Origin of the sequence: Nocardioides sp. 616, from assembly GCF_002930065.1 — a bacterium.
Taxonomy (GTDB): Bacteria; Actinomycetota; Actinomycetes; order Propionibacteriales; family Nocardioidaceae; genus Nocardioides; species Nocardioides houyundeii.
This window is the reverse complement of sequence record NZ_POAG01000021.1, coordinates 40184-66851: the sequence shown is the minus strand read 5'-3', so window position 1 is coordinate 66851 and position 26668 is coordinate 40184. Positions and strand designations below refer to the sequence as shown.

Annotated in this window: 28 protein-coding genes and 1 pseudogene; 19 read left to right on the top strand and 10 right to left on the bottom strand. The window is 71.3% G+C overall.

Annotation, left to right across the window (positions count from 1 at the left end; all coding sequences use genetic code 11):
* Positions 1-8: 8 nt before the first annotated feature.
* Both C5H89_RS14860 and C5H89_RS14855 read right to left on the bottom strand, forming a co-directional pair.
* Positions 9-1898 (bottom strand): amidase, encoded by a 1890-nt coding sequence (locus tag C5H89_RS14860; protein ID WP_205305055.1) that lies wholly within the window; start codon positions 1896-1898, stop codon positions 9-11.
* Between the two features lie 124 nt (positions 1899-2022).
* Positions 2023-3591: a carboxylesterase family protein gene (locus C5H89_RS14855; protein ID WP_104107772.1), complete on the bottom strand. Its 1569-nt coding sequence runs from the start codon at positions 3589-3591 to the stop codon at positions 2023-2025.
* A gap of 210 nt (positions 3592-3801) precedes the next feature.
* On the opposite strand from C5H89_RS14855, the gene C5H89_RS14850 reads away from it, so the two are divergent.
* Complete coding sequence (locus tag C5H89_RS14850) at positions 3802-4629, top strand: IS5 family transposase (protein ID WP_162799402.1); 828 nt, start codon at positions 3802-3804, stop codon at positions 4627-4629.
* Between the two features lie 732 nt (positions 4630-5361).
* On the opposite strand, the gene C5H89_RS14845 is transcribed toward C5H89_RS14850, so the two are convergent.
* Both C5H89_RS14845 and C5H89_RS14840 read right to left on the bottom strand, forming a co-directional pair.
* Complete coding sequence (locus C5H89_RS14845) at positions 5362-6099, bottom strand: hypothetical protein (protein WP_162799401.1); 738 nt, start codon at positions 6097-6099, stop codon at positions 5362-5364.
* 107 nt (positions 6100-6206) lie between these two features.
* Positions 6207-6599: a hypothetical protein gene (locus C5H89_RS14840; protein WP_162799400.1), complete on the bottom strand. Its 393-nt coding sequence runs from the start codon at positions 6597-6599 to the stop codon at positions 6207-6209.
* A 299-nt stretch (positions 6600-6898) separates the two neighbouring features.
* Between C5H89_RS14840 and C5H89_RS14835 the strand changes: the two genes are divergently transcribed.
* Positions 6899-7675, top strand: a complete 777-nt coding sequence (locus tag C5H89_RS14835; protein ID WP_104107768.1) for an enoyl-CoA hydratase-related protein — start codon at positions 6899-6901, stop codon at positions 7673-7675.
* Complete coding sequence (locus tag C5H89_RS14830) at positions 7676-8359, top strand: tyrosine-protein phosphatase (RefSeq protein ID WP_104107767.1); 684 nt, start codon at positions 7676-7678, stop codon at positions 8357-8359.
* On the opposite strand, the gene C5H89_RS14825 is transcribed toward C5H89_RS14830, so the two are convergent.
* Both C5H89_RS14825 and C5H89_RS14820 read right to left on the bottom strand, forming a co-directional pair.
* Positions 8349-8696: a DUF202 domain-containing protein gene (locus C5H89_RS14825; protein WP_104107766.1), complete on the bottom strand. Its 348-nt coding sequence runs from the start codon at positions 8694-8696 to the stop codon at positions 8349-8351. The two genes, C5H89_RS14830 and C5H89_RS14825, sit on opposite strands and share 11 nt — an antisense overlap.
* Entirely contained in the window at positions 8693-9055 is a 363-nt protein-coding gene (locus C5H89_RS14820; protein WP_104107765.1) for a DUF202 domain-containing protein, read from the bottom strand. The genes C5H89_RS14825 and C5H89_RS14820 overlap by 4 nt, the downstream gene beginning before the upstream one ends.
* A gap of 147 nt (positions 9056-9202) precedes the next feature.
* Between C5H89_RS14820 and C5H89_RS14815 the strand changes: the two genes are divergently transcribed.
* The 13 genes from C5H89_RS14815 to C5H89_RS14760 all read left to right on the top strand — a co-directional run bounded on the left by C5H89_RS14815 (position 9203) and on the right by C5H89_RS14760 (position 19929).
* A complete protein-coding gene (locus C5H89_RS14815; protein WP_104107764.1) occupies positions 9203-10321 on the top strand; it encodes a hypothetical protein in 1119 nt (372 codons plus the stop codon).
* A 23-nt stretch (positions 10322-10344) separates the two neighbouring features.
* Positions 10345-10893, top strand: a complete 549-nt coding sequence (locus C5H89_RS18980) for a hypothetical protein (RefSeq protein ID WP_162799399.1) — start codon at positions 10345-10347, stop codon at positions 10891-10893.
* Positions 10890-11489 carry a TetR/AcrR family transcriptional regulator gene (locus C5H89_RS18975; protein ID WP_162799398.1) on the top strand — a complete coding sequence of 200 codons (600 nt, stop codon included), beginning with the start codon at positions 10890-10892 and terminating at the stop codon, positions 11487-11489. The genes C5H89_RS18980 and C5H89_RS18975 overlap by 4 nt, the downstream gene beginning before the upstream one ends.
* A gap of 126 nt (positions 11490-11615) precedes the next feature.
* Positions 11616-12650 carry an ABC transporter substrate-binding protein gene (locus C5H89_RS14805; RefSeq protein ID WP_104107763.1) on the top strand — a complete coding sequence of 345 codons (1035 nt, stop codon included), beginning with the start codon at positions 11616-11618 and terminating at the stop codon, positions 12648-12650.
* Positions 12643-13536 (top strand): ABC transporter ATP-binding protein, encoded by an 894-nt coding sequence (locus tag C5H89_RS14800; protein WP_104107762.1) that lies wholly within the window; start codon positions 12643-12645, stop codon positions 13534-13536. The genes C5H89_RS14805 and C5H89_RS14800 overlap by 8 nt, the downstream gene beginning before the upstream one ends.
* A complete protein-coding gene (locus C5H89_RS14795; protein ID WP_104107761.1) occupies positions 13533-14372 on the top strand; it encodes an ABC transporter permease in 840 nt (279 codons plus the stop codon). The genes C5H89_RS14800 and C5H89_RS14795 overlap by 4 nt, the downstream gene beginning before the upstream one ends.
* Complete coding sequence (locus C5H89_RS14790) at positions 14363-15145, top strand: SDR family oxidoreductase (protein WP_104107760.1); 783 nt, start codon at positions 14363-14365, stop codon at positions 15143-15145. The genes C5H89_RS14795 and C5H89_RS14790 overlap by 10 nt, the downstream gene beginning before the upstream one ends.
* Entirely contained in the window at positions 15142-16395 is a 1254-nt protein-coding gene (locus tag C5H89_RS14785; protein WP_104107759.1) for a cytochrome P450, read from the top strand. The genes C5H89_RS14790 and C5H89_RS14785 overlap by 4 nt, the downstream gene beginning before the upstream one ends.
* The gene (locus tag C5H89_RS14780) at positions 16392-16931 is read left to right on the top strand and encodes a nuclear transport factor 2 family protein (RefSeq protein WP_104107758.1); all 540 of its coding nucleotides are present in this window, start codon (positions 16392-16394) and stop codon (positions 16929-16931) included. Before C5H89_RS14785 ends, C5H89_RS14780 begins: the two co-directional genes overlap by 4 nt.
* A gap of 34 nt (positions 16932-16965) precedes the next feature.
* Positions 16966-17886 carry a glucosyl-3-phosphoglycerate synthase gene (locus C5H89_RS14775; protein WP_104107757.1) on the top strand — a complete coding sequence of 307 codons (921 nt, stop codon included), beginning with the start codon at positions 16966-16968 and terminating at the stop codon, positions 17884-17886.
* Positions 17883-18746, top strand: a complete 864-nt coding sequence (gene folP, locus C5H89_RS14770; RefSeq protein WP_104107756.1) for a dihydropteroate synthase — start codon at positions 17883-17885, stop codon at positions 18744-18746. Before C5H89_RS14775 ends, folP begins: the two co-directional genes overlap by 4 nt.
* Complete coding sequence (locus tag C5H89_RS14765; RefSeq protein ID WP_162799397.1) at positions 18743-19243, top strand: hypothetical protein; 501 nt, start codon at positions 18743-18745, stop codon at positions 19241-19243. Before folP ends, C5H89_RS14765 begins: the two co-directional genes overlap by 4 nt.
* On the top strand, positions 19231-19929 hold the full coding sequence (locus tag C5H89_RS14760) for a dihydrofolate reductase family protein (RefSeq protein ID WP_104107754.1): 699 nt from the start codon (positions 19231-19233) through the stop codon (positions 19927-19929). Before C5H89_RS14765 ends, C5H89_RS14760 begins: the two co-directional genes overlap by 13 nt.
* Positions 19930-19938: 9 nt before the next feature.
* Here the strand turns inward: C5H89_RS14760 and C5H89_RS18970 are convergent, their stop codons facing one another.
* Positions 19939-21888, bottom strand: coding sequence for a hypothetical protein (locus C5H89_RS18970; RefSeq protein ID WP_162799396.1), 1950 nt, complete (start codon positions 21886-21888; stop codon positions 19939-19941).
* Positions 21889-22055: 167 nt separating this feature from the next.
* On the opposite strand from C5H89_RS18970, the gene C5H89_RS14740 reads away from it, so the two are divergent.
* Positions 22056-23393 carry an MFS transporter gene (locus tag C5H89_RS14740; protein WP_162799395.1) on the top strand — a complete coding sequence of 446 codons (1338 nt, stop codon included), beginning with the start codon at positions 22056-22058 and terminating at the stop codon, positions 23391-23393.
* Positions 23394-23418: 25 nt separating this feature from the next.
* Complete coding sequence (locus C5H89_RS14735) at positions 23419-24195, top strand: SDR family oxidoreductase (RefSeq protein ID WP_104107750.1); 777 nt, start codon at positions 23419-23421, stop codon at positions 24193-24195.
* Positions 24196-24213: 18 nt separating this feature from the next.
* Here C5H89_RS14735 and C5H89_RS14730 read toward each other — a convergent pair whose 3' ends face one another.
* Positions 24214-24879 (bottom strand): hypothetical protein, encoded by a 666-nt coding sequence (locus tag C5H89_RS14730; RefSeq protein WP_104107749.1) that lies wholly within the window; start codon positions 24877-24879, stop codon positions 24214-24216.
* 102 nt (positions 24880-24981) lie between these two features.
* On the opposite strand from C5H89_RS14730, the gene C5H89_RS14725 reads away from it, so the two are divergent.
* Entirely contained in the window at positions 24982-25656 is a 675-nt protein-coding gene (locus C5H89_RS14725) for a nitroreductase (protein ID WP_240181887.1), read from the top strand.
* A gap of 44 nt (positions 25657-25700) precedes the next feature.
* On the opposite strand, the gene fdxA is transcribed toward C5H89_RS14725, so the two are convergent.
* Both fdxA and C5H89_RS14715 read right to left on the bottom strand, forming a co-directional pair.
* Positions 25701-26030 carry a ferredoxin gene (gene fdxA / locus C5H89_RS14720; RefSeq protein ID WP_104107747.1) on the bottom strand — a complete coding sequence of 110 codons (330 nt, stop codon included), beginning with the start codon at positions 26028-26030 and terminating at the stop codon, positions 25701-25703.
* Between the two features lie 52 nt (positions 26031-26082).
* A pseudogene (locus tag C5H89_RS14715) lies at positions 26083-26668 on the bottom strand (2-oxoacid:ferredoxin oxidoreductase subunit beta); the annotation flags it as partial.

Genomic DNA, 26668 nt, shown 5'->3' with positions numbered 1-26668 from the left:
TGCTCTGCCTAGTTGAGCGCGAACTCCAGCGTCGCCTCGTTGCCGAACACGTCGTAGACCTTCAGCGTGTTCGGTCCCTGCTTCGCCCCGAGGACGCCGGGCCTGACGTCGTCGAGCGTCGGCGAGGTGCTGTCCGGCAGGTCGGTCTCGACGTCGTTCAGCACGACCCGGGCGACGTTGCCGGCGTCGTAGAGCTGGAACGACACCGTCGAGTACGACCCGTCTGTCGGCACCGAGCCGTCCTTGACCGTCACCGTGGGTGCTGTGGTGTCCGCCGGGGTGGTCTCCAGGTCTCGGTTGACCACGCGTCCGCCGTACGCGGCGGCGTAGTCGTAGGCGTACCCGAGCAGCTCCGCCTCGGTCCACTTGCGGTCCATGAACAGCAGGTTGAACGGCTTGCCGCTGGCATAGGCGCCGTCGGGCACGACCACTCCCGGCAGCTGGGCGATGTTGATCTCCGAGACCGTGCTGGCCGACACGCTGCCGCCGAAGACCGGACCGAGCTCACGGACCTGCTGGGGGTACATCAGCGCATCCAGCCGGTGCTTCTTCATCACCGACTCGAAGATCCGCAGGTAGTTGTCCCGGTTGGTGAGGAACGGCGTCAGGTCCGGTACCTCGTTCGCCCCTGCGAGCATGTTGTTGACCCGGGTGTCGCTCTCGAAGCCGTTGGCGTCCGCCCAGGCGTTGAGCTCCTCGACGGAGTTGACTGCGGCGCTCGGTCCCAAGCGTCGTAGGTAGGCCTGGATCGCGGCGTTGTTGCCCGCGTTGGTCGCGCCGCCCGCCGCACGCAGCTCCCGGAAGCCCGAGTCGGCGAACGGGTCCTCGACCACGATCGCCCCCTGCGCCTTGAGGTTCTGCACCGCCCGGGCGTAGAGCTGGGCCGTCTCCGGTGAGAGCTCGCTGTTGTTCCCGGCGCGCCACCCCGGCCCGTACAGGCCGATGCGCTTGCCCCACAGGGCGTGTCGGGAAAGTTGAGAGGTGTAGCCGCGCCGCGGCACCACGGCGCCCTGGGTCTTCGGGTCCTCCGGGGTGTAGCCGGCCAGGACGTCGAGCATGATCGCGGCGTCCTCCACGCTCTTGGTCAGCGGTCCCAGGACGTCCCGGGTGAGTCCCGCGAGCGGGAAGTTGCCGGTGTTGGGGATCAGGCCGAAGGTCGGCTTGACGGCGTAGAGGCTCTGCGCCGAGGCCGGGTTCTGGATCGACCCGCCCGTCTCCTCCGCGATCCCCGCGACCGCGAAGTCACCGGCCACCGAGGTCGCCGATCCGGTGGAGGAGCCACCGGGGGCCCAGGCCCGGTTGAGCACGTTGAACGTCGGGCCGTAGGCGCTGTTGTTGGCGTTGGACCCGCTCCCGGCCAGGATCGGCAGGTTGGTCTTGCCGAGGAAGATCGCGCCGGCCTCCCGCAGCCGGCGGACCAGGGGCGCGTCGGTCTCGGGGACCAGGGCGATCCCTCCGGCGACCGGGGAGGTCACGGGCCACCCCGAGGTGGTCGGCATTCCCTTCACGTCCAGGGAGTCCTTGATGACGATGGGGACGCCTTCCAGCGGACGCACCAGCCAGGGGAACTTTCGGCGCCGAGCATCCGAGGCAGCCGCATCGGCCAGCGCGTCGGGGTTCATCTGGGTGAAGGCGTTGTAGAACGGCTCATAGGTGTTGATGCGCGCGGTGAACGCCTGCACCAGCCCCACCGAGGTGAGCCGCCCGCGCTTGAGCGCCTTGAGGGTCTCGGAGATGGTGAGCGTCGTGGGGTCCTGGCCGTGAAGGCCGGGCCGCACTGTGGCAACGGCCGGCGCACCGGCCGCTTCGTGGGTACCTGGCGCCGCGAGCATGGCGGCCGCCAACGCGGCGGTCGCGAGGGCGGCTCCGGCGCGGCGCCTGGACAGAGTGAGGGTCATGTCGTGCTCCCGAGTACGTCGACGATGTCCCGGGCGAACGTATGAGTCGCGCGTTTCGCCTGTGTTGCTCCCTCGTCACCGGAAGGTCAGAACGTGCGCACGCCCGCCCGTCGAGCTGACCTGCTCAACCCATCTGCCGCCAGAAGTCGCAGTTCGCGGACGCTGCCACGTCCTCGGGCGCGATGCCCCCGGCGTCCCGGAGGTCGAGTGCGAGCACGTCGCCCGCGCCGTCGTACTCGGGCCAGCGGGGGAGACCCCTGCCCCAGGGGCGGCCGTGCCTGGCGAAGCTCGTCCAGTACGTCACCATCGCGTCCGAGAGCTCCTCCTGCTCCGAGGTGAGGCCGTCGCCGAACAGGCCGGGGAAGAGGTAGGGGAGCTCGGTCGCGTGCGCCGCGCCGTTCGCCGAGCCCAGCAGCGAGACGAGCGGATCGGCGGTGCGGTCCTGGAACTGGTAGGCGTACACCCGCCTGCCATCCTGGGCGGCGTCGTAGGCGTCCACGTGGCTGCAGGTCGAGAGCGGGCTGCCGTAGTCGCTGAACACCGTGGAGAGCGCGATGATCGGCGAGGCGTAGGCGTCCACCGGGTAGCGCGCCAGCACCGCGTCGGCGGCGGCGCCGAAGGTTGCCCGGACAGCCCCGACGTAGCCGGCCGCGGTCAGGGTGGTGCCGTACCGCAGGGGGATGAAGAGGCGGTTCTCGTCGAGCGTGTTGCCGTGCATGAGGTCGACGCGGTTGGCCGTGCCGCCGGCCAGGGCGTCGCCCGGCTGCTGCGGGAGCGCGGCGCCGCCGACGGCGAAGGCGCCGCCCGTCCATGCCCTCAGGAGGGTCTCGGCGTCGGTCCGTCGCAAGCATGCGGGGGTGTCCTGGGCGCAGCCGACCTCCGCTGCGTACGACGACGCCGCCGCCCGGGCGTCCGCCAGCGTGGAGAAGTCGGCCGTGCACGAGTAGCTCTGGGCGATCGCCCGCCGGAACAGGCCGCGCGCCCCGGGCGAGGCGACCTGGGCACACACGGACGCGCTGCCGGCCGACTCCCCGAAGACGGTCACGTTGCGCGGGTTGCCGCCGAAGGCGCGGGCGTTGCGCTGCACCCACCGCAGCGCTGCCTGCTGGTCCAGCAGGGCGGCGTTGCTCGTCCCGACGCTGTCGTCCTGGAGGAAGCCGAACGGGCCGAGGCGGTAGTTGATCGTCACGACCACGACGTCGCCCCGGGTGGCGAGCTTGCTGGCGTCGTAGCTGGCACCGTCGCCGGTCAGGAACGAGCCGCCGTGGATCCACACCATCACGGGCAGCCCGGCGCGCCGCGCCGAGCGGCCCGCGGGCGTGGTGACATTGAGGTACAGGCAGTCCTCGACGAAGGTCGTGGCGTTGCCCGTGCCGCTACCGAGCTGTGCGCACTGCGAACGTGGCGCCGTCGCGTCAAGCGTGCCGCGCCACGGTGCCACCGACTGGGGCGGCTCGAACCGCAGGTCGCCCACGGGTGGTGCGGCGTAGGGGATGCCCTCGAAGACGCGGAGGCCACCCTCGGCGGTGCCGCGGACGGTGCCGCCCGACACCCGCACGGTGGTGCCGTCGTCCCGGGGCGCCTTGGGTCCCCCAGAAGCAGCCGGGGCAGCGAGGGGCAGCCAAGCCACGCCGAGGGTCAGGGCGAGGACGGCGAGGCGCACGAACAAGTGACGCACCAGCGGAAACGACATGGCGGACTCCCGAGTTCCTGGTCACGGCCCGATGAACGGCCTTGATTCTGAAACTAGCCCCGGCGTGGGCGATCCACCATGGCTGCGCGTGGCGGTTGGCTTGTTCGTTGCGCACAACGGCCACAGCCCGAAGCCTTCTCGAATGGCATCGCATGTCTCACTGGGTGTGTCCCTATTGCAGGAGCGGTTTCCGTGGGCACTGTGCGAGGCATGCCGTACCCCAGTGACCTGACCGACGACCAGTGGAACCTGCTGGAGCCAGTGTTCAACGCGCCGGGCAAGCGCGGCCGCAAGCACGCTGGTGACCTGCGAACCGTGGTAGACGCGATGCTCTACATCGCCCAGACAGGCTGCCAGTGGCGCTACCTCCCGGCGTCGTTCGGGCCGTGGACTCGGGTCTGGTCGCAGTTCCGGCGCTGGTCACGTAACGGCACGTGGGCCCAGGCCCTGACGGTGCTGCACGCGGCCGCGCGGCAAGCGAATGGGCGGGCCGATGAGGTGCCCTCGATGATCGTCATCGACACCCACCTGGCGCGCGGCGCGTCGAATGGCGGGCTCACCTTCCACGACCGGGGCGGCCCCTACGGGCGCACCAAGGGCGCCAAGCGCGTCATCGCCGTCGACGTGACAGGCCTCCCGGTCGGCGCCCTTGTCGTGCCCGCTTCCACCCACGAGAATCGGGCCAGCGAGCTGATGCTGGGGCACCTGACCCAGCAAGGCGTCACCGGCCGGCTCGAGCTGGTGCTGGTGGACCGCGGGGTCACGACCGCTGCGGCCCACACCCTCGGCCGCGACCACGACCTCGAAATCCGCCGAGTCGGATGGGACGACAAGCAACCGGTCTTCCGCCCCATCCGGCACGCCTGGCGCGTAGAAGTCGCCCACGGCCGCCTCGGCCGCTCCCGCCGGCTGGCGAAGTCATTCGAGAACACCACCACCTCGGCGACCGGCTGGCTCCAGGTCGCCTGTATCGCCACCACGCTGCGCCATCTGTCCCGTGGACCTAGCCGCCGACGCCCGGTCGCGCTCGCAGCTTGACCAATGGAACCGTTCAACCGGACGTAGCGTCCTACTGACGACCAGGAACCACGCAGATGGGATGGCTAGTGATGAGACGCGTCGCCTTGACTGGAGCCTGCCTTGGGCTCCTAGCCGTCGTGAGCTTGTGCCGGGGAGGGGACCGCCAGCGACACTGGGGCAGCCAGTCAGGAAGGCGAAGTTCGCGTCCTCGACGGCTCTAGCCGAGACGGATCGCAGAATCCCACAGCGGATCGTCGCGGACCGCTCCCCGATGGAGGGGCAGCCTCGTGTGTTGAGTCATACGACCCGAAAGCCGTCACGGGGCGCGCGTTCGCGTTCGATGGAGTGGTGGTGGCCGTAGGTGATTCGGTCTCCGACCGCGGTGACAAGGCGGACCTGGGACTGCCTGGAGTCACCTTTGAGGTTCGGAAGTGGTTTTCCGGCGGCCGGGGCGACACGGTCACGGTTGACGTGCAACCGCCGACCACAGGTTCCACCGACCCGTCTGACCCGGGGTTTGTCTACGGAGTCGGTTCACGGCTACTCGTGAGCGGTGAGGCTAGGTGGGGCGATTCCCCGCTCAAGTCTCCCATCGCCTGGGGCTGCGGGTTCAGCCGCTACTTCGACCCTGAAACCGCCACGGCTTGGCGTGACGCCCTCGCGCGCTGAACTGCGACTTGGGAACGTCTTCCGCTGGCAGTTCAAGTGTTCGCGGGCGCCATCAGCGTGCCGCAATAGGGACACACCCAGTCAGCGCACGAGGGTGGGGCGTGCCTCCAGGACGCTCAAGGGCTGAGGGGTGCCCTGGATGGTGCGGGTTGCGGGGATCGCGGTCCACTCCGATCCTCCGACGCGGTAGCGGCCGGTGTAGGTGACGTCGAGGCGGGGATGGGTGGTGGTCCCGGCGTCGCGGTAGCGGTGGGTGATGGTCTGGTCGGGGTACGCCGCGCCGCCGTGGTCGGTGACCAAAGGTGTCTCGCTGCTGGGGCGCGGGTCGTCGCCGGTGGTCCAGTGCCAGGTGAACTTGGCGGGGGTGGCCTCGATGGTGACGCTTTGGCCGAGCAGGGTGAGGTTCTTGGTAACCGGGGTGGTGGAGTCGGTGTAGAAGATGGTGTCGAGGTTGACCAGGGTCTCGCCGTCGACGGGCTGGATGTTGAGCCTCGCGGCCGGCCAGGTGAGGTTGCGGAACGCGGTCGTGACCATGGCGGTGCTGACGGCCTGGCCCTGGACGTCGATCTCGGCCTCGTTGCCCAGGCAGACATCGCCTTCGCGTGTCCACGGTCCGCCGGTGAGGAGCTGCCGCTCCACCATGTAGAGCCCGGCGGACGGCGGGTCGTCGCAGTAGAAAGGGCGGTCGCAGGTGCCCTCGTCGGCGGTCCCGACGCCGGTGACGGCGTCGGTGCACAGGCGTCGGACGCGGTAGCGGTACTGGTTCACGGTGCTGTTGATGTGTTCCTGGGTCTCGGCGCTGCCGCGTTTGCAATTCACGCCAGCCATGCTGAAGCCGACGCTCGCTTCACACTCGTCTGAGGCCGCATCCGCGATCGGAACCTGACCTGCGGCGACGCTGACGAGGATGAGTAGGAAGATCGTCTTCACAGCGGCCTTCGAGCCAGATCATCGACCACGAACCCGTCAGCGGTTCGACGCAGCGTCAACATGAACTTGTGAGGGCCACCCTTGAATCGCTCCACCGGCGAGGACTCAGAGTTCTTGTAGCGCGTCGGGGCAGAGGTGGCCCAGACGTCGTAGCTGCGGGTGTACATCTTCTTGATCCTGGTGATCTCCATGCCGTCCCACTCGACGAAGCCGCCGGCGGCGTGGATCTCCGCGATCCGCTCGATCGCCCCCTGGCACGGTTCGCAGCCCCGTGTGATGCGCTCGTACTCGGGGCTGGCGCCGATGTTCTGCATGTCGCGATTGAGTTCAGCCCAGCGCTGGATGAACTCCTCCGCAGTCTCGTCGACCGGAGTCGCCGCCTCGCTCACGGAATTGCTAGGCGCCGCCGACGCACTCGCCGACTCCGCCGGTGCGGCGATCCTGGGCTCGGGGTCGTCCTCCGCACACGCACCCAGGAGCAGCCCCACCACGCAGACCAGCACAGGCAGTGAGCCTCGCGCGGATGTGAGCGGACGTCGTACGGACATGTGCTGCCTCCCCGGGAAGAGCCGTGCGGATCGAGACTAGGGGTCCCAGCAGCGCGCTCCCGGAGTTGTCCACAGGCGGAGCGATCTCACGGGTTTGGACCCGCTGCGGCCCTCTGGATCGGCTTCCCTAGGCTGACCGCGTGAGTGATCCCGAGCTCCTCGTGACCAGTGCCGACGGTGTCGTGACCGTCGTCTTCAACCGCCCGCGCCGACACAACGCCTTCACCAAGGCGATGTACACCGAGCTCCGCGAGCTCTGCGTGGACCTGCAGCAGCGCCCCGACATCAGGGTGCTCGTGCTCCGCGGCGCCGGAGGGCGGGCGTTCGCGGCCGGCAACGAGATCTCCGACTTCCTCGAGGCCGACGCGGTCGCCTACGAGGAGTGGATCCGTGAGCTGCTCGCGCTGCTCTTCCAGGTGCCTCAGGTGACGGTCGCGGCCATCGACGGCGTCTGCGTCGGCGGCGGCCTCGCGGTCGCCACCCACTGCGACATCCGGATCGCCACCCCGGAGTCGCGGTTCGGCTACCCGATCGCCAAGACGCTGGGCAACGCGCTGGCCGCGCCCGTCGTACACCGTTGCGCCGCGGTCTTCGGGGAGTCCCTGACGCGCACCATGTTGCTCACCGGCCGCCTGGTCGGCGCCGAGCGCGCCTTCTCCGTGGGCGCCCTGACCGAGCTCACCGAGGACCTCAACGGCTCCATCGACGAGCTGGTCGACGAGATCGTCGGCGCCTCCGCCATCACCCAGCGCGCCACCAAGCGCCAGCTCAACGCCCGCGCGGTGGAGCAGGAGGCGGCGCCAGACTTCGACGAGGAGCTGCTGCGCTCGGTCTACACCGGGGACGACTTCGCCGAGGGTGTGCGCGCGTTCCTGGCCAAGGAGAAGCCGAGCTTCACCGACTCCCGGGTGAGCTGAGTGGACTCGCTGGTCAACCTGCGCGACCTCGGCGGCCTCCCGGTCATCGGGGGCGGCGAGACCGCCCACGGCATGCTCTATCGCAGCGACGCCCCGCACGCCGGCGACCTGGACCCCGAGCACGTCCCGGCCTGGCCGCCCGCGACCGTGGTCGACCTGCGGATGGCCAAGGAGGCCGGCCGGGTGCCCTACGACCTGCCCGGTGCCGAGCGGATCCTGCACCCGTTGCACGAGGCTGCCGCCCCGGAGAACATCCGCGACGCCGAGCTGGGCGATCTCTACCGGCACATCCTGGACACCGCCGCGGACCGGGTGGCCTCCGCGGCCGCCCACGTGGTGACCCGGCCCGCGCCCGCGCTGGTGCACTGCACCGCCGGCAAGGACCGCACCGGCATCGTGGTGGCCTCCCTGCTGCTCTCCGCCGGCGTGGCGCCTGAGGACGTGATCGCCGACTACGTGAAGACCGAGGCCAACATGGACGCCGTCACGGGTCGGATCCTGCGCCACCTCGACCCGGCCAAGACTCCGGTCAACGCCCGCTGGCTGCTCACCCCGGCCGAGGCGATGCGCGAGGTCGTCGACGCGCTCACCACCTCCGCCCACGGCGACACCGCCGGCTGGCTGGTCGCGCACGGCACGCCCGCCGACGCGCTGGCGGACTGGGTGGGCCGCTTCACCTCCTGAGCAGGTAGACCACCTCGATGCCCGCGATCAAGGCGACGGTGCCCGCGACGAGGAAGGTCGGCACCCCGCTCGCCTGCTCGATGCCCTCCCGGTCCTCGTCGTAGCGGTGCCAGCCGTCGCCCAGCGTCCAGGCTGAGGCGAGCACCAGCAGGCCCATCGGGAGGAGCGCATAGGCTCCCAGGATCGACCAGGTGTGCCGGGCGCAGGCCACTGCGACGGCCAGCATCGTCAGCGTCGTCCGCTGCCAGCCCAGCACGTCGCGCGCCTCGGACCCGCCCGGGTCGAGCGGGTCGGGCTCGCCGGGCGGCAGACTCCCCGCGGGCGGCTGACTGCTCACAGCCAGGACACGATCAGCACGGCCGCGATCCCCGAGACGACCACGACGAGCAACACCCCGTAACCAGGTGAGGGGAGCGTCTGGTTCAACCGCATGGCGCGCTCGGTGGTCGCCCACCGCACCCAGCTGAACACGGCGGTGGCCAGTGCCAGGAGCACCAGCGCGACCGAGATCGCGGTCTTGGCGGCGTCCGGGATCGACAGGTCGACCACGTCGAGCCCCACCCCGGTCGCCAGCAGGGCCAGGGAGGTGTGGATCCAGGCCAGGAAGGTGCGCTCGTTGGAGAGGCTGGACTGGTACGGGGCGTCCTGGCCTGAGCGATAGACCCAGCCCGGCCACGGGGAGCGCTTCGAGGGCATCACTCAGTGTCGCCCACACCCCCGCCGATGTCGCCGGTGTGGGGAGCACCAGAAGAAACGGATTGACCTAGTCCGCTTCTGCTCGTAGTGTGGCTGGCATCACATCAGCGGACCGGGTTGTCGGTCCTCGCCAGGACGGAGCAGTCGATGTCAGAGCTGATCGAGCTCGACCAGGACCAGGTTGCCGAGGAGTTCTTCCGTCGCGGCTGGACCGACGGGCTTCCCGTTGTACCTCCCACGGAACGCGCGGTGGACGCCATGATCGCCACCGTCGACCTGGAGCGAGACGACATCGTCGGCAGTATCGCGCGGCGCAACCGGTCGGTGACCGTGGAGCAGGCAGCCGTGAACGCCGTGATGGCCGGCTGCAAGCCGGAGTACTTCCCCGTGGTGGTCGCCGCCCTCGCCGCCGCGCTCGACCCGGCGTTCAACGCGCACGCCGCGTGGACCAGCACCGGCGGGGCCGCCACCTGCGTCATCGTCAGTGGTCCGCTGGCCGAGGAGATCGGGATGAACTCCGGGCACAACGCGCTGGGGGCCGGCAACCGGGCCAACGCGACCATCGGGCGTGCCGTCCGGCTCGTCGCCCGCAACGTCTTCGGTGCCGCGGTCGGCAACATGGACGCCTCCTCGCTGGGCAATCCGGGCAAGTACACGCTCTGCTTCGCCGAGTCCGAGCCGGCGTCTCCGTGGGCGCCGCTGCGCGTCCAGCAGGGGTACGACGTCTCCGACACCACCGTGACCGTGATGGCGACCGAGTCTCCCCGCCAGGTGGCCAACCACCTCTCCGAGGTGCCCGAGCAGGTGCTGCGCACGATGGTCTCGGCCATGAAGGTGGCGGGGAACTTCTCGGTCGGCAAGGGCGGGCAGGCCGTGGTCGTCCTCGGTCCGGAGCACGCACTCGCGCTCACCCAAGCCGGGTGGACGCAGCAGCAGGCGCGGGAGTTCTTGGCGCGCGAGAGCCGCCTGACGCCCGAGGAGCTGGTCGCCAACGGGGTGCCGATCGAGGTCAACAGCCAGCACGACATGACCCCGGGCCCCGACGGCAAGCTGCCGGCGATGAACAGCGCCGACGACGTCTACATCGTCACCGCCGGCGGCGCCGGGCCGGGCTGGTCCGCCTACATCCCGAGCTTCGCCCCGATCCACCACGTCCGCGCGGTGACCCGCAAGGTCCGCACGCTCGGTGAGGCGATGCCCGACTGCGGGCCCGATGCCTGCGAGATCGACCTCTCCAAGTTCGCCTCCCCAAGCACCTCCGTCTGACCCACCGATCCCCAGGAGGACCGATGAGCACCATCACCGTCCACGTGCCCGCCGTCACCGAGGCGCCGGCCGCCGCGATCGACCTCGCCGAGCGGCGCGGTCTCGAGGGAGCCCGGCTCGGCCTGGTCGACAACGGCAAGCCCCGCGCCGGGGCCCTGCTGCAGATGCTCGGCAAGGAGCTGCAGGAGACCTACGGTGTGGCCGAGGTCGTGATGATCAGCAAGGCATCGGCGGGCATACCGCTCGACGACGACCAGGTCGCCGACCTGGCTTCCCGGGTCGACCTCGCGGTCACCGGGCTGGGCGACTGTGGTGCCTGCAGTGCCTGCTCGCTGCAGGACTCCCTGCTGCTCGAGCGGGCCGGGGTGGCCTCCACCGTGTTGATCACCGAGGTGTTCGTGCCCATCGTCGCCCGGTTCGCCGCCAGCCTGGGTGCGCCCGGCTACCACAGCCTCGTCGTACCGCACCCGGTGGCGACCAAGGACGACGAGTGGCTGCACGGCCTGGCCCGCTCGGTCCTGTCGGCAGCGACCGTCCAGCTCGGCGAGCCCGCGCTGGTGAGCGCCGGTTGAGCCACCCCCGCGGTCCCGGTGAGACCGGGCCGGAGGACATCCAGCGGCGGCGTCCGCGCGCGGACGCCGCTCGCAACCGGCAGCGCGTCTCCGACGCCGCGGTCGCGGTCTTCGCCGAGCGGGGCCTGAGTGCCACGGTCGCCCAGGTCGCCGAGCGCGCGGACGTCGGCAACGCCACCGTCTTCCGCAACTTCGCGACCAAGGAGGACCTGCTCAGCGAGGTGGCCACCCGCTGGCTCGCGGAGTGGGGGGAGGTGCTGGACCAGCGAGTCTCCGCCGGCACCGACGAGGACACCTTGGCGGACCTGATCGCGGAGGTGGTCGAGCGGTTTCGACAGAACAAGCTGGCCCTCGACCTGCTGCGGGCCGGCGACCTCGACGACCGGATGAGCAGCGCCCGCGCCCACGTCGAGGCGCGCTTCACCGAGGCGCTCCAGCGGGCGCAGTACGCCGGGCTGGTGCGCGCGGACGTCACCTACGCCGACCTCACCCTGCTCATCCTCGGGATGGCCGGTCGGCTCTCCGACTCGGCCGCGCTGGACCCCGCGCCCTGGCGTCGGCTGGCGGACCTGACCTGGGCGGCGATCCGGGCCTGACCGCGATTCGCGGTCCACCGTACGACCACCTCCTGGAACCACCTTGACGTGCGAATCATATTCACTATTGTCATGAGTGTGATTTAAGTCACACTTAGTCAGTTCCTCTCACCCGCAGGAGTGCTCATGAATCCAGGTCTTCGACGCGTCCCCGGTCGCACCGCCCTCGCCGTCGCCTGCATCGGGGTGCTCGCGCTCACCTCCGCCTGTGGCGGAGACGACGGTGACGACAGTGCCGACTCCGGGACGGTGACGATCGCCAACTTCGCCGGAGCCGGCATCACCGTGCCGGACCAGATCGCGGCCGAGAAGGGGTTCTTCAAGGACCGGGGCATCACCCCCGACTTCGTCCAGGTGACCTCGGCCGGCACCCAGCTTGCCGCTCTCACCTCCGGGTCCATCGACGTCGCCCAGAACGCCGTCAGCCAAGTCATGGCAGCCCAGCAGCAGGGCCAGGACGTCCAGTTCTTCTGCGGCGGGATCAACAAGGCCTGGAACGTCGTGATGGTCAAGGACGACTCCGACATCGAGACCGTCGACCCGACCGACTGGAAGGAAGGCATCAAGGCGCTGGAGGGCAAGACGTTCGGCCTGGACAGCCTCGGCGCCGGCCAGGAGGCCTACTTCCGCTCCCTCGCAGACCAAGCTGGCGCCGACATCGACTCCATCGAGCTGGTGGCGGTCGGCACCGTGGGCGAGGCGGCCGCGACACTGAACTCCGGCCGGGTCGACGCGATCTTCGGCTACCCGTTCGTCCAGCAGTCCGAGGTCGCCGCAGGCAACGCCCGGGTCGCGGTGGACATGGTGAAGTCCGGGGAGCAGCTGCCGTACCACACCGGCTACTTCGCGACCACGAAGTGGCTCGAGGCCAACGCCGACCGTGCGCAGGACTTCTGCGACGCGATCACCGAGGCCGACGACTACCTCCAGGATGACGCGAACTCCGCCGACGTCGTCTCCTACCTGGCCGATGACTTCGGCCTCGACGAGGCGGTCGCCGAGCAGTTCGTCGGTCCCGACGGTCTGACGGCCATCTTCTCGCCCGAGCTCGACTGCGCCGCGATCGACCTCAGTGCGGAGCAGGCGGAGGAGGCCAAGACGGTTGCGTCCGACCCCACGATCAGATGTGCCGAGATGATCTGGGACGGCGTCGATGGCTGACACCGTGACCACCCACCGATCCAGCCCTGGCGTGGCCGACGCACAGCCCTCCGCCCTGAAGGTCAGGAACCTGACCTTCAACTACCCACCCCGCAAGAGCGACCGCCCGCTGCTCGGTTGGCTCACGGGAAAGACCGACTCTGCCTCGTCCGGGGCGGCGGTGCCGATCCTCGACGACGTGAGCCTGGACGTGGCCAAGGGCGACTTCGTGGCGCTGGTCGGGCCGAGCGGTTGCGGCAAGACCACACTGCTCCACGTCTTCGCCGGGTTGCTCGCGGCGGCCGACGGTGCCGTCGAGGTCAACGGGCACCCACCCGAGATGGGCAGCAAGGACACCTCGTACATGTTCGCCCGCGACGCACTGCTCCCGTGGCGGGACGCACAGCGCAACGTGGAGCTGGGGATGGAGGGGGAGGGGGTCTCCCGCTCGGAGCTGCAGCAGCGCTCCCAGGAGGCGCTGCGGTCGGTGGAGCTCGAGCACCTGGCGACCAGCCACCCGAGCCAGCTCTCCCAGGGTCAGCGGCAGCGGGTCGCGCTGGCGCGCACGATGGCGCCCAACCGCGACATCCTGCTGATGGACGAGCCCTTCGCCGCGTTGGACGCCCAGACGAAGCTGCGCCTGCAGCGCGAGCTCTTGCTCTTCTGGGAGTCCAACCGGCCGGAGGAGCGGGCGACGGTTCTCTTCGTGACCCACGACCTGCAGGAGGCCCTCCTCCTGGCCGACCGGGTGATCGTCATGCATCCGCACCCGGGTCGGATCGCCTACGACCACACGGTCGACGTGCCCCGTCCGCGGCACCTGCGACTCGAGGAGATTCTCTTCGAGGACAGCTTCCGGACGCTGCACCGTCAGCTGTTCGACGAGCTCAAGGAGGGTGAGCGATGAGCGTTGCCGCCGCGGACCCGGTCGCAGGGCCCACCGGGCCGACGTCCCGCAGACGGACCGGGCGACTGCCCTCGCAGGCGTTCTGGCTGAGCCGCAAGGCAGTGCTGCTCAGCCAGCTGGTGCTCTTCGTGGTGCTGATGCTGGTCTGGGACGCCCTGGGCCGCTACGAGCTCGTCGACAAGTCCCTGATCTCCGGGCCGCTGGAGGTGTGGGAGCAGCTCAGAAGCCTCTACGAGTCGGGTTCGCTGCTCGACCAGACGATGGCGACCATGCACGCGGTCGGGCTCTCCCTGCTCATCGGCGTACCGCTGGGCGGCCTCGCCGGCCTGGTGCTCGGCTCCTCGCAGTACCTGGACCGGGTCTTCGAGCCGTTCCTGGTGCCGCTCAACTCGTTGCCCCGCATCGCGCTGGCGCCGCTGTTCATCGTCTGGTTCGGCCTCACGGTCAACGCCAAGGCCGCGGTGGGCGTCACGCTGGTCGTCTTCATCATGCTCTTCAACACCCGTGCCGGGGTGAAGGAGACCAACCGGGACCTCCTCGTGCTGGCCGACTCGCTCGGCATGTCCACCATCGAGCGCTACCGCAAGATCGTGCTTCCCGGCTCCGTGCCGGTGGTGGTGGCCGGGATCCGGCTGTCCCTGACGTACGCCCTCTTGGGCGTCATCGCGAGCGAGATGATCGGGTCTCGGGACGGCTTGGGCACCGACATCGTGCGCTACAGCAACACCCTCCAGGTCGGCGGCGTCTTTGCTGTGCTGGTGGTGCTCGCTCTGATCAGCTTCGTGATGGACCGCCTGCTGGGTGTCTTCGAGCGGTGGGTGCTGAGATGGCAGTGACACCCGAGCCCCGGCTCCTCGACGAGGTGGTCGTGGTCACCGGTGCCGCCCGCGGACTGGGAGCGGCGATCGCGCGGGCTGCCGCCGAGGCGGGTGCCCACGTCCTGGTGGGTGACCTCCATAAATCCGCGGTGGACAGTGCCGTCGATGAGCTCGTCTCCGACGGGCTCTCGGCGCGGGGAACCGTGCTGGACGTGACCGACGCCGCGTCGGTCGACGCCGCGCTGCGCACGGTGCTCGACTGGCAGGGCCGGGTGACCGGCGTCGTCAACAACGCCGGTCGGCTGATCGAGGCCGACGTCGTCACCCTGACCGAGGATGAGTGGGACGCCGTCATGGACGTCAACCTCAAGGGCGCCTGGCGGATGTGCCGTGCCTTCATCCCCGCGATGCTCGAGGCCGGGGGCGGGGCCATCGTGAACATCTCCTCGCTCGAGGGTCTCGTCGCCCGTCCCCGTCACGTGGCGTACGCCGTGAGCAAGGCCGGGATGCTCAACCTGACCCGGGCAGTGGCCGTCGACTTCGGCCGGCAGGGCATCCGCTGCAACGCGATCTGCCCCGGCAGCATCGAGACCGCGCTGCTGACCCAGCACCTGGAGGCGACCGGGGACCCCGAGGCAGCCGCGGCCGACTTGGTCGGACGCAACTACGTCGGACGCCTCGGCAGGCCCGACGAGGTGGGTGCCACGGCGCTCTTCCTGCTCAGCAGGGAGGCCGGGTTCATCAACGGCTCCCACATCGTGATCGACGGCGCGCGAGGCGCGACCACATGACAGCCCCGCAAGGAGACCACGTGCTGGAGCAGGAGTTCGACCGAGTCGTCGCCGACGACCCCACCGTGGACCGGGCGGCCGTATTCGCCCGACTGCGCGAGGAAGAACCGGTGTTCTTCAGCGAGACGCTCCAGGCCTGGGTCGTCAGCCGGCACCATGACGTCCGGGAGGTGCTGCGCGACTCCGAGAGCTTTCGCGCGGTGCAGTCCGGGCCGGGGGCGCCGCCGTACGGCCGCACCTACCTCCACATGGAAGGGCGCGAGCACGCGAAGAAGGTCGGAGTCGTGGCCACCCGGATCCGCAGCCGGAACGCCCTGCGTGACGGACTCGACGCACGGGTGCACGACATCTCGGTGCGCACCGCCGAGGCCCTCACCCACGGGGCGCCGGTCGAGCTGCGGCGCGAGTTCGCCATGTGGATCCCGCTGCTGGCCATCACCGAGATGACTGACCTGGGGCACGAGGAGTCCTTCGAACGGTGGTACCGGGCAGTGGGATCTGGCGGAGTCGCCAGCGTGAACAACCCGGAGGCGAGGACCCGGGCCCTGGCCGCCCGGGACGAGCTGGAGTCGTTTCTCGCGCCGTACGTCGAGGAGCGCCGGCGCAACCCCGGCAGCGACCTCATCTCGTCCCTGGCCGCAGCCGAGTACGACGGGCAGCCCCTGCCGCTGAGCGAGATCGTGTCTTCGGTGGTCTTCCTCCTCGCCGCCGGGGTCGAGACCACCGAGCGGGTGCTGACCAGCCTGCTGCGGCATGTCGCGCTGCATCCCGAGGCCTGGGACTGGCTGCAGGAGCGGCTTGACGACGAGGACGCCGTCGCCGCGCTGTCCGCTGAGGCGCTGCGCTTCTTCCCGCCGGTCAACGGCCTTATGAGACGGACCGTCTCCGAGGTGAGGATCGGCGACACCCTGGTGCCCGAGGGTCAGCGCGTCTGCCTGCTGCTCGTCGCGGCCAACCGGGACCCCGAGGTCTTCGCCGACCCGGAGACCTTCCGCGTCGACCGGTACGTCGGCCAGGGCAGCAAGCAGTTCACCGCGGCGGGGGAGATCCTGCCGTTCGGAGCCGGAACCCACTACTGCGTCGGCGCCCGGCTGGCCCAGACCGAGATGCGGCACGCGCTGCGAGAGCTCGGCAGTCGGGTGGCACGAATCGAGCCGGTGGGCGACCTGCCTCCCGACGAAGGGTTCATGCTGCGCTGCCCGCCGTCACTGCCGGTCGTGCTGCACACTCGCGCGGAGGTGTTCGCATGAGCGAAGAACTGCTGGAGCGGGTGCGTCGGCTCGAGGACCGGAACGCGATCGAGGAGCTGCTGGCGCGCTACGGAAACGCCTGCGACGACCGCGACATGGAGGCGCTGGCGGGCTGCTTCGCCCGGGACTTCGAGTTCGACTCGGTCGCCGGCCACTCGGTCGGTCGTGACGCCGCCATGGCCTACTACGGGGAGCGGCTCGGGTCCTACGGCGTCACCCTGCACATCCCGCACACGCTGGTGCTCGAGGAGCTCGAGGAGGACACCGCGCGGGGCGTCGTGCTGTCCAGCGCGGAGATGGAGATCGAGCACGAGATGTTCGTGACCGGCTTCCGCTACCACGACCGCTACGTGCGGGACGAGGGACGCTGGCGCTTCCGGTCCCGCCAGGTGCAGGCCTTCTACGCGATGCCGTTGCGCGAGCTGGCTGGCCGCCTCGACCCGCTGCGGGTGCGGTGGCCGGGAACCGAGCCCAAGGCAGCGCCACTGCCGGAGCTGCTGCCCAGCTGGCAGGAGTTCCGCGGACCCAGGGAGTGAGTCGGGCTTGGCGGGGCTTGCGTAGGCTGACGACGTGAGCGAGGACTGGTTCGAGCGGCGTACCCACCGCTGGCAGGACTGGTCGCTTCCCCAGCTGCAGGCCGCCAAGCAGGCCACCACCGTCAGCCTGGTGGTGCCCGCCCGCAACGAGGCCGGCACCGTCGGCGACGTGGTCACCCGGATCCGCGCCTCCCTGATGGAGACCGCCGCGCTGGTCGACGAGATCGTGGTCATCGACTCCGACTCCACCGACGAGACCTACGCCGTGGCCACCGACGCCGGTGCTGTGGTGCACCGCAGCGCCGAGATCCGCCGCGACCTCGGCACCCGCCCCGGCAAGGGCGAGGCGATGTGGAAGTCGCTGTTCGTCACCACCGGCGACCTGGTCGTCTTCATCGACGCCGACCTCACCGACTGGGACACCCACTTCGTGCCCGGCCTGCTCGGCCCGCTGCTCACCGACGACTCCGTGCAGCTGGTCAAGGGCTTCTACGAGCGCCCCGGCGTCGACGACCTGGTCGGCGGACCGCTGGAGGGCGGCCGGGTCACCGAGCTGGTCGCCCGTCCCCTGATCGCGCTGCTCTTCCCGCCGCTGGCCGGCCTGGTCCAGCCGCTCGCCGGGGAGTGGGCGGTACGCCGGGAGCACTTCGCCAACCTGTCGGTGCCCACCGGGTACGGCGTCGAGCTCGCCGCCCTGGTCGACACCTGGCGGACCCGCGGTCTGGACGCCATCGCCCAGGTCGACCTCGGCACCCGCGCCCACCGGCACCAGCCGCTGCTCGACCTGGGGGCCATGGCCACCCAGGTCCTCACCGCCGGCTGGGCCCGCTCCAGCCACAGCCACCACGCCGACACGATCCCGCTCACCCAGTTCGCCGCCGGGCCCGCCACCCGGGTGCGTGAGGTCGACGTCACCGAGCGGCCCCCCGCCGGCCCGCTGCTGGAGCGCCGATGACGCTGCGGCTCCGCTCCCGCTCGTTCGCCGACGACCAGACGCTGATGATGGCGATCGTCAACCGAACCCCCGACTCCTTCTACGACCGCGGCGCCACCTGGGCCGAGGACGCTGCCTTCGCCCGCGTCGAGTTCGTCGTCGCCCAGGGCGCGGAGATGGTCGACATCGGCGGCATCAAGGCCGCCCCCGGGGTGGAGATCACGGTCGCGGAGGAGAAGGCCCGCGTCGTCGACTTCGTCGCCCGGGTCCGCGAGGCGTTCCCCGACCTGGTCATCTCCGTCGACACCTGGCGCGCCGAGGTGGGCGAGGCCGTCTGCGCGGTCGGCGCCGACGTGCTCAACGACGCCTGGGGCGGCGCCGACCCCGAGCTGGTCGACGTCGCCGCCGCGCACGACGCCGCCATCATCTGCACCCACACCGGCGGGGTGACGGTCCGCACCCGCCCTCACCGCATCGGGTACGACGACGTGGTCGCCGCCGCCATCGCCGACACCACGGCGTACGCCGAACGGGCGCTGGCCGCCGGGGTGGACCGCCACTCCATCGTGATCGACCCCGCCCACGACTTCGGCAAGAACACCTTCCACTCCCTCGAGCTGACCCGGCGCCTGGACGAGATGGTCGCCACCGGCTGGCCGGTGCTGGTCTCGCTGTCCAACAAGGACTTCGTCGGGGAGACCCTGGACCTGCCGGTCGGCTCGCGCCTGGTCGGCACGCTCGCCGCCACCAGCGTCTGCGCGCTCGCCGGGGCCCGGATCTATCGGGTGCACGAGGTCGTGGAGACCCGGCAGACCGTCGACATGGTGTGGTCGATCGCGGGTCGCCGGCCGCCCGCACGCGCCATCCGGGGGCTGGCATGAGAGTGGTCGTGGTGCCGCCGGTGCCCGCCCTGCTGCCCGAGCACGCCTCGCTGGCCGACCCCGTCGCCGACCTGCGCGCCGCCTGCCTGGCCGCCGTCGCGCAGCTGGGCAGCACCGTCGAGGTGCTCGCCGAGGACGACCTGGGCTGCCGGGTCGGGGAGTGGCTGCTGGCCGCCCGCGACTCCGCGGACGGTGAGGGACCCGACCTGCTGGTGCTGGCCAACGGGTCGGCCCGGCGCAGCGAGAAGGCCCCGGGACACCTGGACGAGCGGGCCGCCGACTTCGACGCCGAGCTCGGCGACCTGCTGGCCCGCGGCGACGTCGCCGGGCTGGCCCGGCTCGACCTCGACCTGGCCCGCGAGCTGCTCGCCACCGGCGTCGAGGGACTGGCGGCACTGGCCGCGCGCGGACTGACGGTGGAGACTGCCACCGTGGAGCACGCCGGAGATCCCTTCGGCGTGAAGTACTGGGTGGTGAGGTGGACATGCGCGTCCTGATGCAGCTGGCGCCGGTCCCTGAGGTGGACCTCAGCGACGACGAGCTCGACGAGATCTATCGCATCACCCCCGCCGGGGCCCCGGACGGGGCGTGGCTGCGGGTCAACATGGTGGCCTCCCTCGACGGGGCCGCGCACGGGGAGGAGGGCCGCAGCGGCGACATCAACAACGCCGTCGACAAGCGCGTCTTCTTCGCCCTGCGCCGCATCGCCGACTGCGTGGTCGTGGGTGCGGGCACCGCGCGGGCGGAGTCCTACCGACCCGCTCGGGTCCCGATCGTGGTGGTCAGCCGCTCCGGGGTGGTGCCGGAGTCGCTGCGCGGAGCCGAGCCCGGCAAGGTGCTGCTGGCCACCTGCGAGCACGCCGAGGGGCTCGCGGAGTCCCGCTCCCTGCTCGGCGAGGACAACGTGCTGGTCCTGGGCACCTACTCGGTCAACCTGGTCCAGCTCCGCAGCCGGCTGGTGGCGCGTGGGTGGACCCAGATCCTCAGCGAGGGCGGCCCCCACCTGCTGCACGACCTGCTCGCCGAAGGCGTCGCCGACGAGCTGTGCCTGACCACGGTGCCCCGGGTGATCTCCGGGGAGCACCCGCGGATCGTGCACGGCCCGCCGATCGACGTAGCGCTGGAGCCGCTGCTGCTGCTCGAGGAGGACGGGACCCTGCTCGGACGCTGGCTGGTCACCTGAGGCGGCAGGTCAGTCCAGGACCCGTCCCAGGCTGCTGCCCAGCACCCGCGCGTCGCCGTTCGCGGGCACGAAGAGCGCCGTGGTGAGCACCGAGTGCGTGGTGCCGAGACGGATGTCGTGCAGCGCCATCATCAGGTGGCCGCCGGCCGTCTGCACCATCCGGATCTGGTCGACCGGGTCGAGCCACTCCGTGACCTGAGGCACCGAGCCGGGGGCGGTGTCGAGCAGGGCCTGCCGGGCCCGCCGCACCCCGCGGCCCACCTCCAGGCCCGGAGCCTCCCCGGTGGCCCAGAACGCCTGCACCGCCCGGGACCCCTGGATCGCCCGGGTGATCGCGGTCTCGCTCGGGCTCTGCTGCACCGTCACCGGCTCCGGCAGCCGGCCGCCCCGGATCCGGGCCGAGGCGCTGGCCAGCCAGGGCTCGGCGAAGCGCTGGCGGGTGAAGACGGTCAGGTCGGAGCCCTGGCGGCCCTCGAGCAGCACCGCGGCCCACATCGGGTACTCCGCGAACGTGGGGGAGTAGACCGTCCCGGCCGTCACCTTGCGGCGCCGGGCCTTGGTCTCGGGCTTGGCGATGCTGTCCACCACGGCCTGGTACTGCGCGATCCGCAGCAGCGGCCCGGTCTCGGAGATCGGCCAGCGGGAGCCGTCGTACGTCGGGGCGGCGGCACGCTTCGCGGCCCGGGCGTGGCGGCCGAGGTAGTCCTGCACCAGCTCGTCGACCTCGGAGCCCTGGACCGCGGCCTTGGCCTGGCTCGGCTCAGCAGCGGTGCCGGTCAGCGTCCCGCACCCCGAGAGCAGGAACAGCGCCAGGAAGAGGCCCAGGAACCGCTTGCGGGCCCGGCCCACGCCCCAGGCGAGCGCCATCACCGCGACCGCGGTGGCGCCCATCTTCCCCGGGGTCGGCCGGCTCGGCGGCGGGACGGGGCGCAGCGAGACCAGCTCGGTGGAGCTGGAGGTCACCGTGACCGGGACTGGGACTGGGACCGGAACTGGGACCGGAACTGGGACCGGGACTGTGTCCGGTGCGGTCACGGGGACGGCGGTGATCACCGGCACCCGAGGTGCGGGGACCTGCGGCGCGGTCCTGGTCGAGGTGGCGGCGCTGGTCGCTGTGGCGGAAGCGGCGCCGGAGGAGCTGCGGGCGGTGGTGCCACGGGCCGGGGTGCTGCGGTAGCGCTCCGGGACGTCGTACTGGGCAGGCGCCGGAACCCGGGGGGCGACTCCGCGGGCCGCGCGCCCGGTGTCTGTCCTGGCATCTGAGTCGGCGTCCGAGTCGGCGTCCGCGTCGGTCTCGGCGGCCGTGCGGTCGTCGCTGCCCGGCAGGTCCGACCCGTCGCCCCGCGCGGCGATCCTGCGGCGTCGCCACCGGGCCGCCGCCCACGCCGCGATCAGCAGCAGGCCGGCGCCGGCGATGATGGTCGCCTTGAGGAACAGTCCGCCGACGTGCACGCCGAAGCTGACCAGCACCCGGTCCGACGGCTTCCGAGCCATGGCCACCACGCCGACCGGCTCCTCGTCCAGCGGCACGATGACCTGCTGCTCACCTCGACCGGAGCTGCTCTCCCGCCAGCCCACGATCTTGCCCGGCCGCAGCCGCACCGCCTGGCCCTCGACGATCCGTCCGTCGTCGTCGCGGGAGAGGGGCTTGAGCTCGTAGTGGCGCACCCCGTCGAGCAGGTCGGTGACGTCCACGCGGTGCGCGCTGGCGACGTACACCCCGCCGGCGGCCTTGGCGGTCACGGCCATCTCGGCCCCGCCCAAGGTGCTGAACACCGGGTAGGTCACCACCGGCAGCCCGGTCGCGGCGCCCGAGACGTGCGTGTCGCCGACGCCGATCGTGTCGTCGCTGCCGATGACCAGGGCGCCTACCGAGCCCAGCGACAGGCACAGCAGACCCAGGACGAGCACCACTCGCCGTCCCAGGACAAGCACCACGCGGCGGTGCAGTCGATGCATGCGCCGGTCCCTCTCCGTTGCAGGCTCTTCGCCGGAGGCTAGCGCAGTGCGGGCGGATGGCGCGCGGTCCCCGTGCCGGGGCTGGACACCCCTCGCGCGCCAGGGGCGGCGTCTCACCCTGCGACTGGGCAGGAATGCGCCGAGGGACCGAGCAGTTGCCGCCAGACGTGACCCACGACCAGGACGCCCGCCGAGTCTCCCTCCTGCTCGGCCTGCTCTTCGGGCTGACCGGCATGGGGTCCGCCTCCGCCGCCATCGCCCTGCCCATGGTCGCCGACGAGTTCAACACCAGCGTCGGGGTCGCTGCCTGGACGATCAGCGGCTACGTGCTGCTGCTGGCGGTCGCCACTCCGGTCTACGGCCGGGTCTCCGACCTCGTGGGCGTGCGGATCCCGCTGCTGGTCGGGGTGGGCCTGATGTCGCTGGGCGCGCTGGCGGCCTCCGTCGCCCCGTCGTTCGAGCTGCTGCTGGTGGCGCGGATCTTCCAGGGCATGGGGGCGGCCGCCGTGCCGACCCTGGGCGTGACGTTGCTCAGCGCCCGCTACGAGGGAGAGATCCGCAGCCTCGCGCTCGGGCGGCTGTCCGCGGTGGCCGCGGCGGTGAGCTGCCTCGGCCCGCTGCTCGGCGGCGCGACCGAGCACTGGTTCGGCTGGCGGGCGGTGATGGCCCTGCCCATCCTCGGCGTGCTGGTGCTGCCGCTGATCTGGCGCGCCGTGGCCGGCGGCGGCAGCGGCGCCCGGCTCGACCTGGTGGGCGCGGTCCTGGTGGCCGGCACGTCCGCGGGCCTGGTGATGATCGTGCAGTCGCCGTCCACCGGCGTCGCGGTCGCCAGCCTGGGTGCCGCGCTGCTGCTGCTGGGCGCCCCGCTGGTCGCCCTGCGGGTGCGTCGCAAGCCGCACGGCTTCCTGCCCGCCTCGGTTATCGGCAACGGCACGGTCGTGCGCTCCGCGCTGGTGGGTTCGGCCATGCCGGCGGCCTGGTTCGCGATGCTGATCGCGGTGCCCGCGGCCCTGGTCGCCGACGGTTGGGAGCCCTGGAAGGTCGGCCTGCTGCTGCTGCCCAGCGCCGGGGCCGCCCTCCTGGTGCCCCGGCTCTCCGCTCCGCTGCTGGAGCGCCGGGGCGGCGCCCGGACGCTGGCCGTGGCCGCCGTCCTGGCCTCGGTCTCCCTGGCCGTCGCCGCGCTCGGCATCGGCCTGTCGTGGCCGCCGGCCATCGGGGTCTCGGTGGTGTTCACCACCGTCGGCTTCGGGCTGGGTCAGCCCGCCATGAGCACCTCGGTCGGCGATGCCGTGCACGCGGACGTGCGAGGCGCCGCGCTCGGCATCGCGACGCTGGTCTTCCTCGTCGGTGGCAGCATCGGCTCCGCGGTGGTCGCCGGGCTGGGCGACGTGGTGGGCATCCCCGCCAGCCTGCTGCTGCTGGCCGTGCTGCCGCTCGCGGCGCTGCTCGTCATCCGCCCCGAGATCCGCCGGGCTGACGCGGCGGCGGTTCCGCGGGAGTATTGAGCTCCACCTCACGAGGAGAAGCCGCATGGACCTGCAGCTGCGCGACCGGGCGTTCATCATCACCGGCGGCTCGGACGGACTCGGCCTGGCCACCGCCCACCGGCTGGCCGCCGAGGGAGCCCGGGTGGCGATCTGCGGCCGTGACGAAGAGCGCCTGGCGCGGGCCGTGACCGGTCTCGCCGGCCTCCCCGGGGACGTGATCGGGGTGCGGGCCGACGTACGCGAGACCGGGGACCTGGCCGCGCTGGTGGAGCGCACCCTGGAGCGCTTCGGGCGCCTGGACGGGGTGATGAACAACGCCGGGAAGTCCGCCGCCGGGGCGTTCGCCGACCTCGGCGACGACGAGATCCTCGCCGACCACGAGCTCAAGGTGCTGGCCATGGTGCGCCTCACCCGGCTCGCGCTGCCCCACCTGAGGGAGCGCGGCGGCGCGGTCCTCAACAGCCTGGCCATCTCCGCCAAGGCGCCGGCCGCCGGCAGCCTGCCCACCTCGGCCTCCCGGGCGGCGGGACTGGCCTGGACCAAGGCGATGGCCCAGGAGCTCGCGGGGGACGGGGTGCGGGTCAACGCGGTGCTGATCGGCTACGTCGACAGCGACCAGTGGGTGCGCGCGGCTCGCGACGCCGGCCAGGAGTACGCCGACTTCACCGGCGCGCTCGCCGAGCGGCTGCGCATCCCGATGGGGCGGTTGGGCCGCTCCGAGGAGTTCGCCGACGTGGCGGCCTTCCTGCTCTCGCCGCGGGCGTCGTACGTCACCGGGGCGGCGGTCAACGTGGACGGCGGGTTCTCGCCGGTGCCCTGAGACGGGTGCCCTGAGACGTCAGCTCTTGGGCACCTCGAGGTCCGGACCGGAGACGGTGTCGCTGCCGTACTGGAACCAGCGGTCGTCGGTGCCGAACAGCTGGGTGCTGGCGTGCGCGGAGGTCTTCGCGACCGCGCCGCGCAGCTCGTCGGTGGGGGCGCAGGCGGCGGGCAGGGTGATCCGGACCTGACGCTTTTGGGGACGGAACTTCACCGCGCCGGTGGCGCACGCCCGGTAGCCGAAGTCGCCCTCGGTGTAGACCCGCGGCTTGTCGTCGGGGTTCAGCCGCCCGTTCTTGCTCTCCTCGTAGCCGAAGCGGAAGGGCAGCACGGCGTCGTCGTCGACCAGGACCAGGGTGATCTCCCAGCTGCGGGTGTAGGTGCCGCGGTACAGCTCGGCGCCCTGCTGCACCCGCGTGGCCCGCAGCGCGCCCAGGGTGAACGTGGCGCGCAGGGAGGAGTCGGCCAGCGCCTCGACCTTGACCCGACGGATGTCGGACTCCTGGGAGCGCGCGGACGCCTTCACCCACGCCGGCGCCTTGCCCGCGATCGCCTGGTCCCCGGACTTGTCCCGCATCAGGACCTGGGCCTCGGCGCTCTGCCCGGCAGCCCCTGCGACGGGTGCCGCCAGGGCCAGCAGGGAGGCGGCGAGGACGGCGACGGTGGACGTGCGGTGGGAGAGCATGGCAGAACTCTGGCACGAGGGCTGCGCGACTCCAGCACGCAACGCCTGCGACGTCTGGACCAACCCGCCTCGCCCGGACCAATCGTGGGTGAGGATGTGCGGGTGACGACTGTGCCGATGACCCTCGACGACGTGCTGCGCGACCGCTGGAGCTGCCGGGCGTTCCGGCCCGAGCCCGTGCCGATCCAGACCCTGCGCGAGGTCTTCGCCCTGGCCCAGCGCGCCCCGTCCTGGTGCAACACCCAGCCCTGGCGTGCCCACCTGGTCACCGGGGAGGCCACCGCACGGTTCGCCGGGAGCCTGGCCGAGCACCTGGCCGGCAGCCCGATGAGCTCGGACCTGCCGATGCCCACCGAGTACGTCGGCGTCGCCAAGGAACGGCGCCGCGAGTCCGGCTACGCCCTCTACTCCAGCCTCGGCATCGCCCGCGACGACCTGGACGCCCGCGGCGCGCAGATGCTGCGCAACTTCGAGTTCTTCGGCGCCCCGCACGTCGCGATCATCACCACCGACGCCCACCTGGGGGTGTACGGCGCGGTGGACTGCGGCGGCTACGTCGCCACCCTGCTCAACGCCGCCCACTCCCGCGGCATCGCCTCGGTCGCGCAGGCCGCGATCGCGATGTACTCCGACCACGTGCGCGACTTCCTGGACCTGCCCGCCGACCGTCAGGTGCTCTGCGCGGTCTCCCTGGGGTACGCCGACCCCGAGCACCCGGCGAACACGTTCCGCACCAGCCGGGCCGGTCTGGACGAGACGCTCGTCATCGTCGACTGATCCGGGGCGCCGTGAGCGCCCCGGAGAGACCCGGAGAGCTGGGCCTAGTGCTCGTCGTGCTCCTGCGGCGGCATCGCGGCGACCAGCGGGTGGTCCTTGTCGATCGGGCCGGTCTTGGAGGCGCCGCCGGGGGAGCCCAGGTCGTCGAAGAAGTGCACGTTGGCGTCGTAGAAGCCCTTGTACTCCTCCGGGGTGTCGTCCTCGTAGGTGATGGCCTCGACCGGGCACACCGGCTCGCAGGCGCCGCAGTCGACGCACTCGTCGGGGTGGATGTAGAGCATCCGCTTGCCCTCGTAGATGCAGTCGACCGGGCACTCGTCGACACAGGCGCGGTCCTTGAGGTCCACGCAGGGAGCTGCGATCACGTAGGTCATGGGTCTCTTTCAGTCAGGGGTGAACTCGGGGTGCAGCCGGGTGTTGCTGTGCTCAGTCCTCGACCGTCCACACGTCGGCGCCGTCGATCAGCGCCTGGAACTGGCCGGTGGTGCCGCGGCCCCGGTCGACCTGCTCGCGTGCCTGGTCGTCGTACGTCGGGCGCTCCACGGAGCGGAAGATGCCGATGGGCGACTGGTTGAGGTAGCCGGAGTCGGTGAGGCGGGAGATGGCGAAGGCCATCGTGGGGTCCGGGTGGTGGGCGTCGTGCACCAGGAGCTCGCTCTCGGGCACGTCGGCGACCAGGACCGGCTCCACGCCGCCCCCGGGCGACCGGACCAGACCCTTGGTGCCGAGGCCGTTCTCGTCGTGGGTGCCGAAGCGGATCTGCTCGCCGTGGACCAGCGGGATGATGGCGTCCTGCTTGGTGTCGGGGTTCTTGATGGCGTCGAAGGCGCCGTCGTTGAAGATGGGGCAGTTCTGGTAGATCTCGACCAGGGAGGTGCCGCGGTGGGCGGCGGCGGCGGCGAGCACGGAGGTGAGGTGCTTGCGGTCCGAGTCGATGGTGCGGGCTACGAAGGTGGCCTCTGCGCCCAGGGCCAGGGAGACGGGGTTGAAGGGGTGGTCCACGGAGCCCATG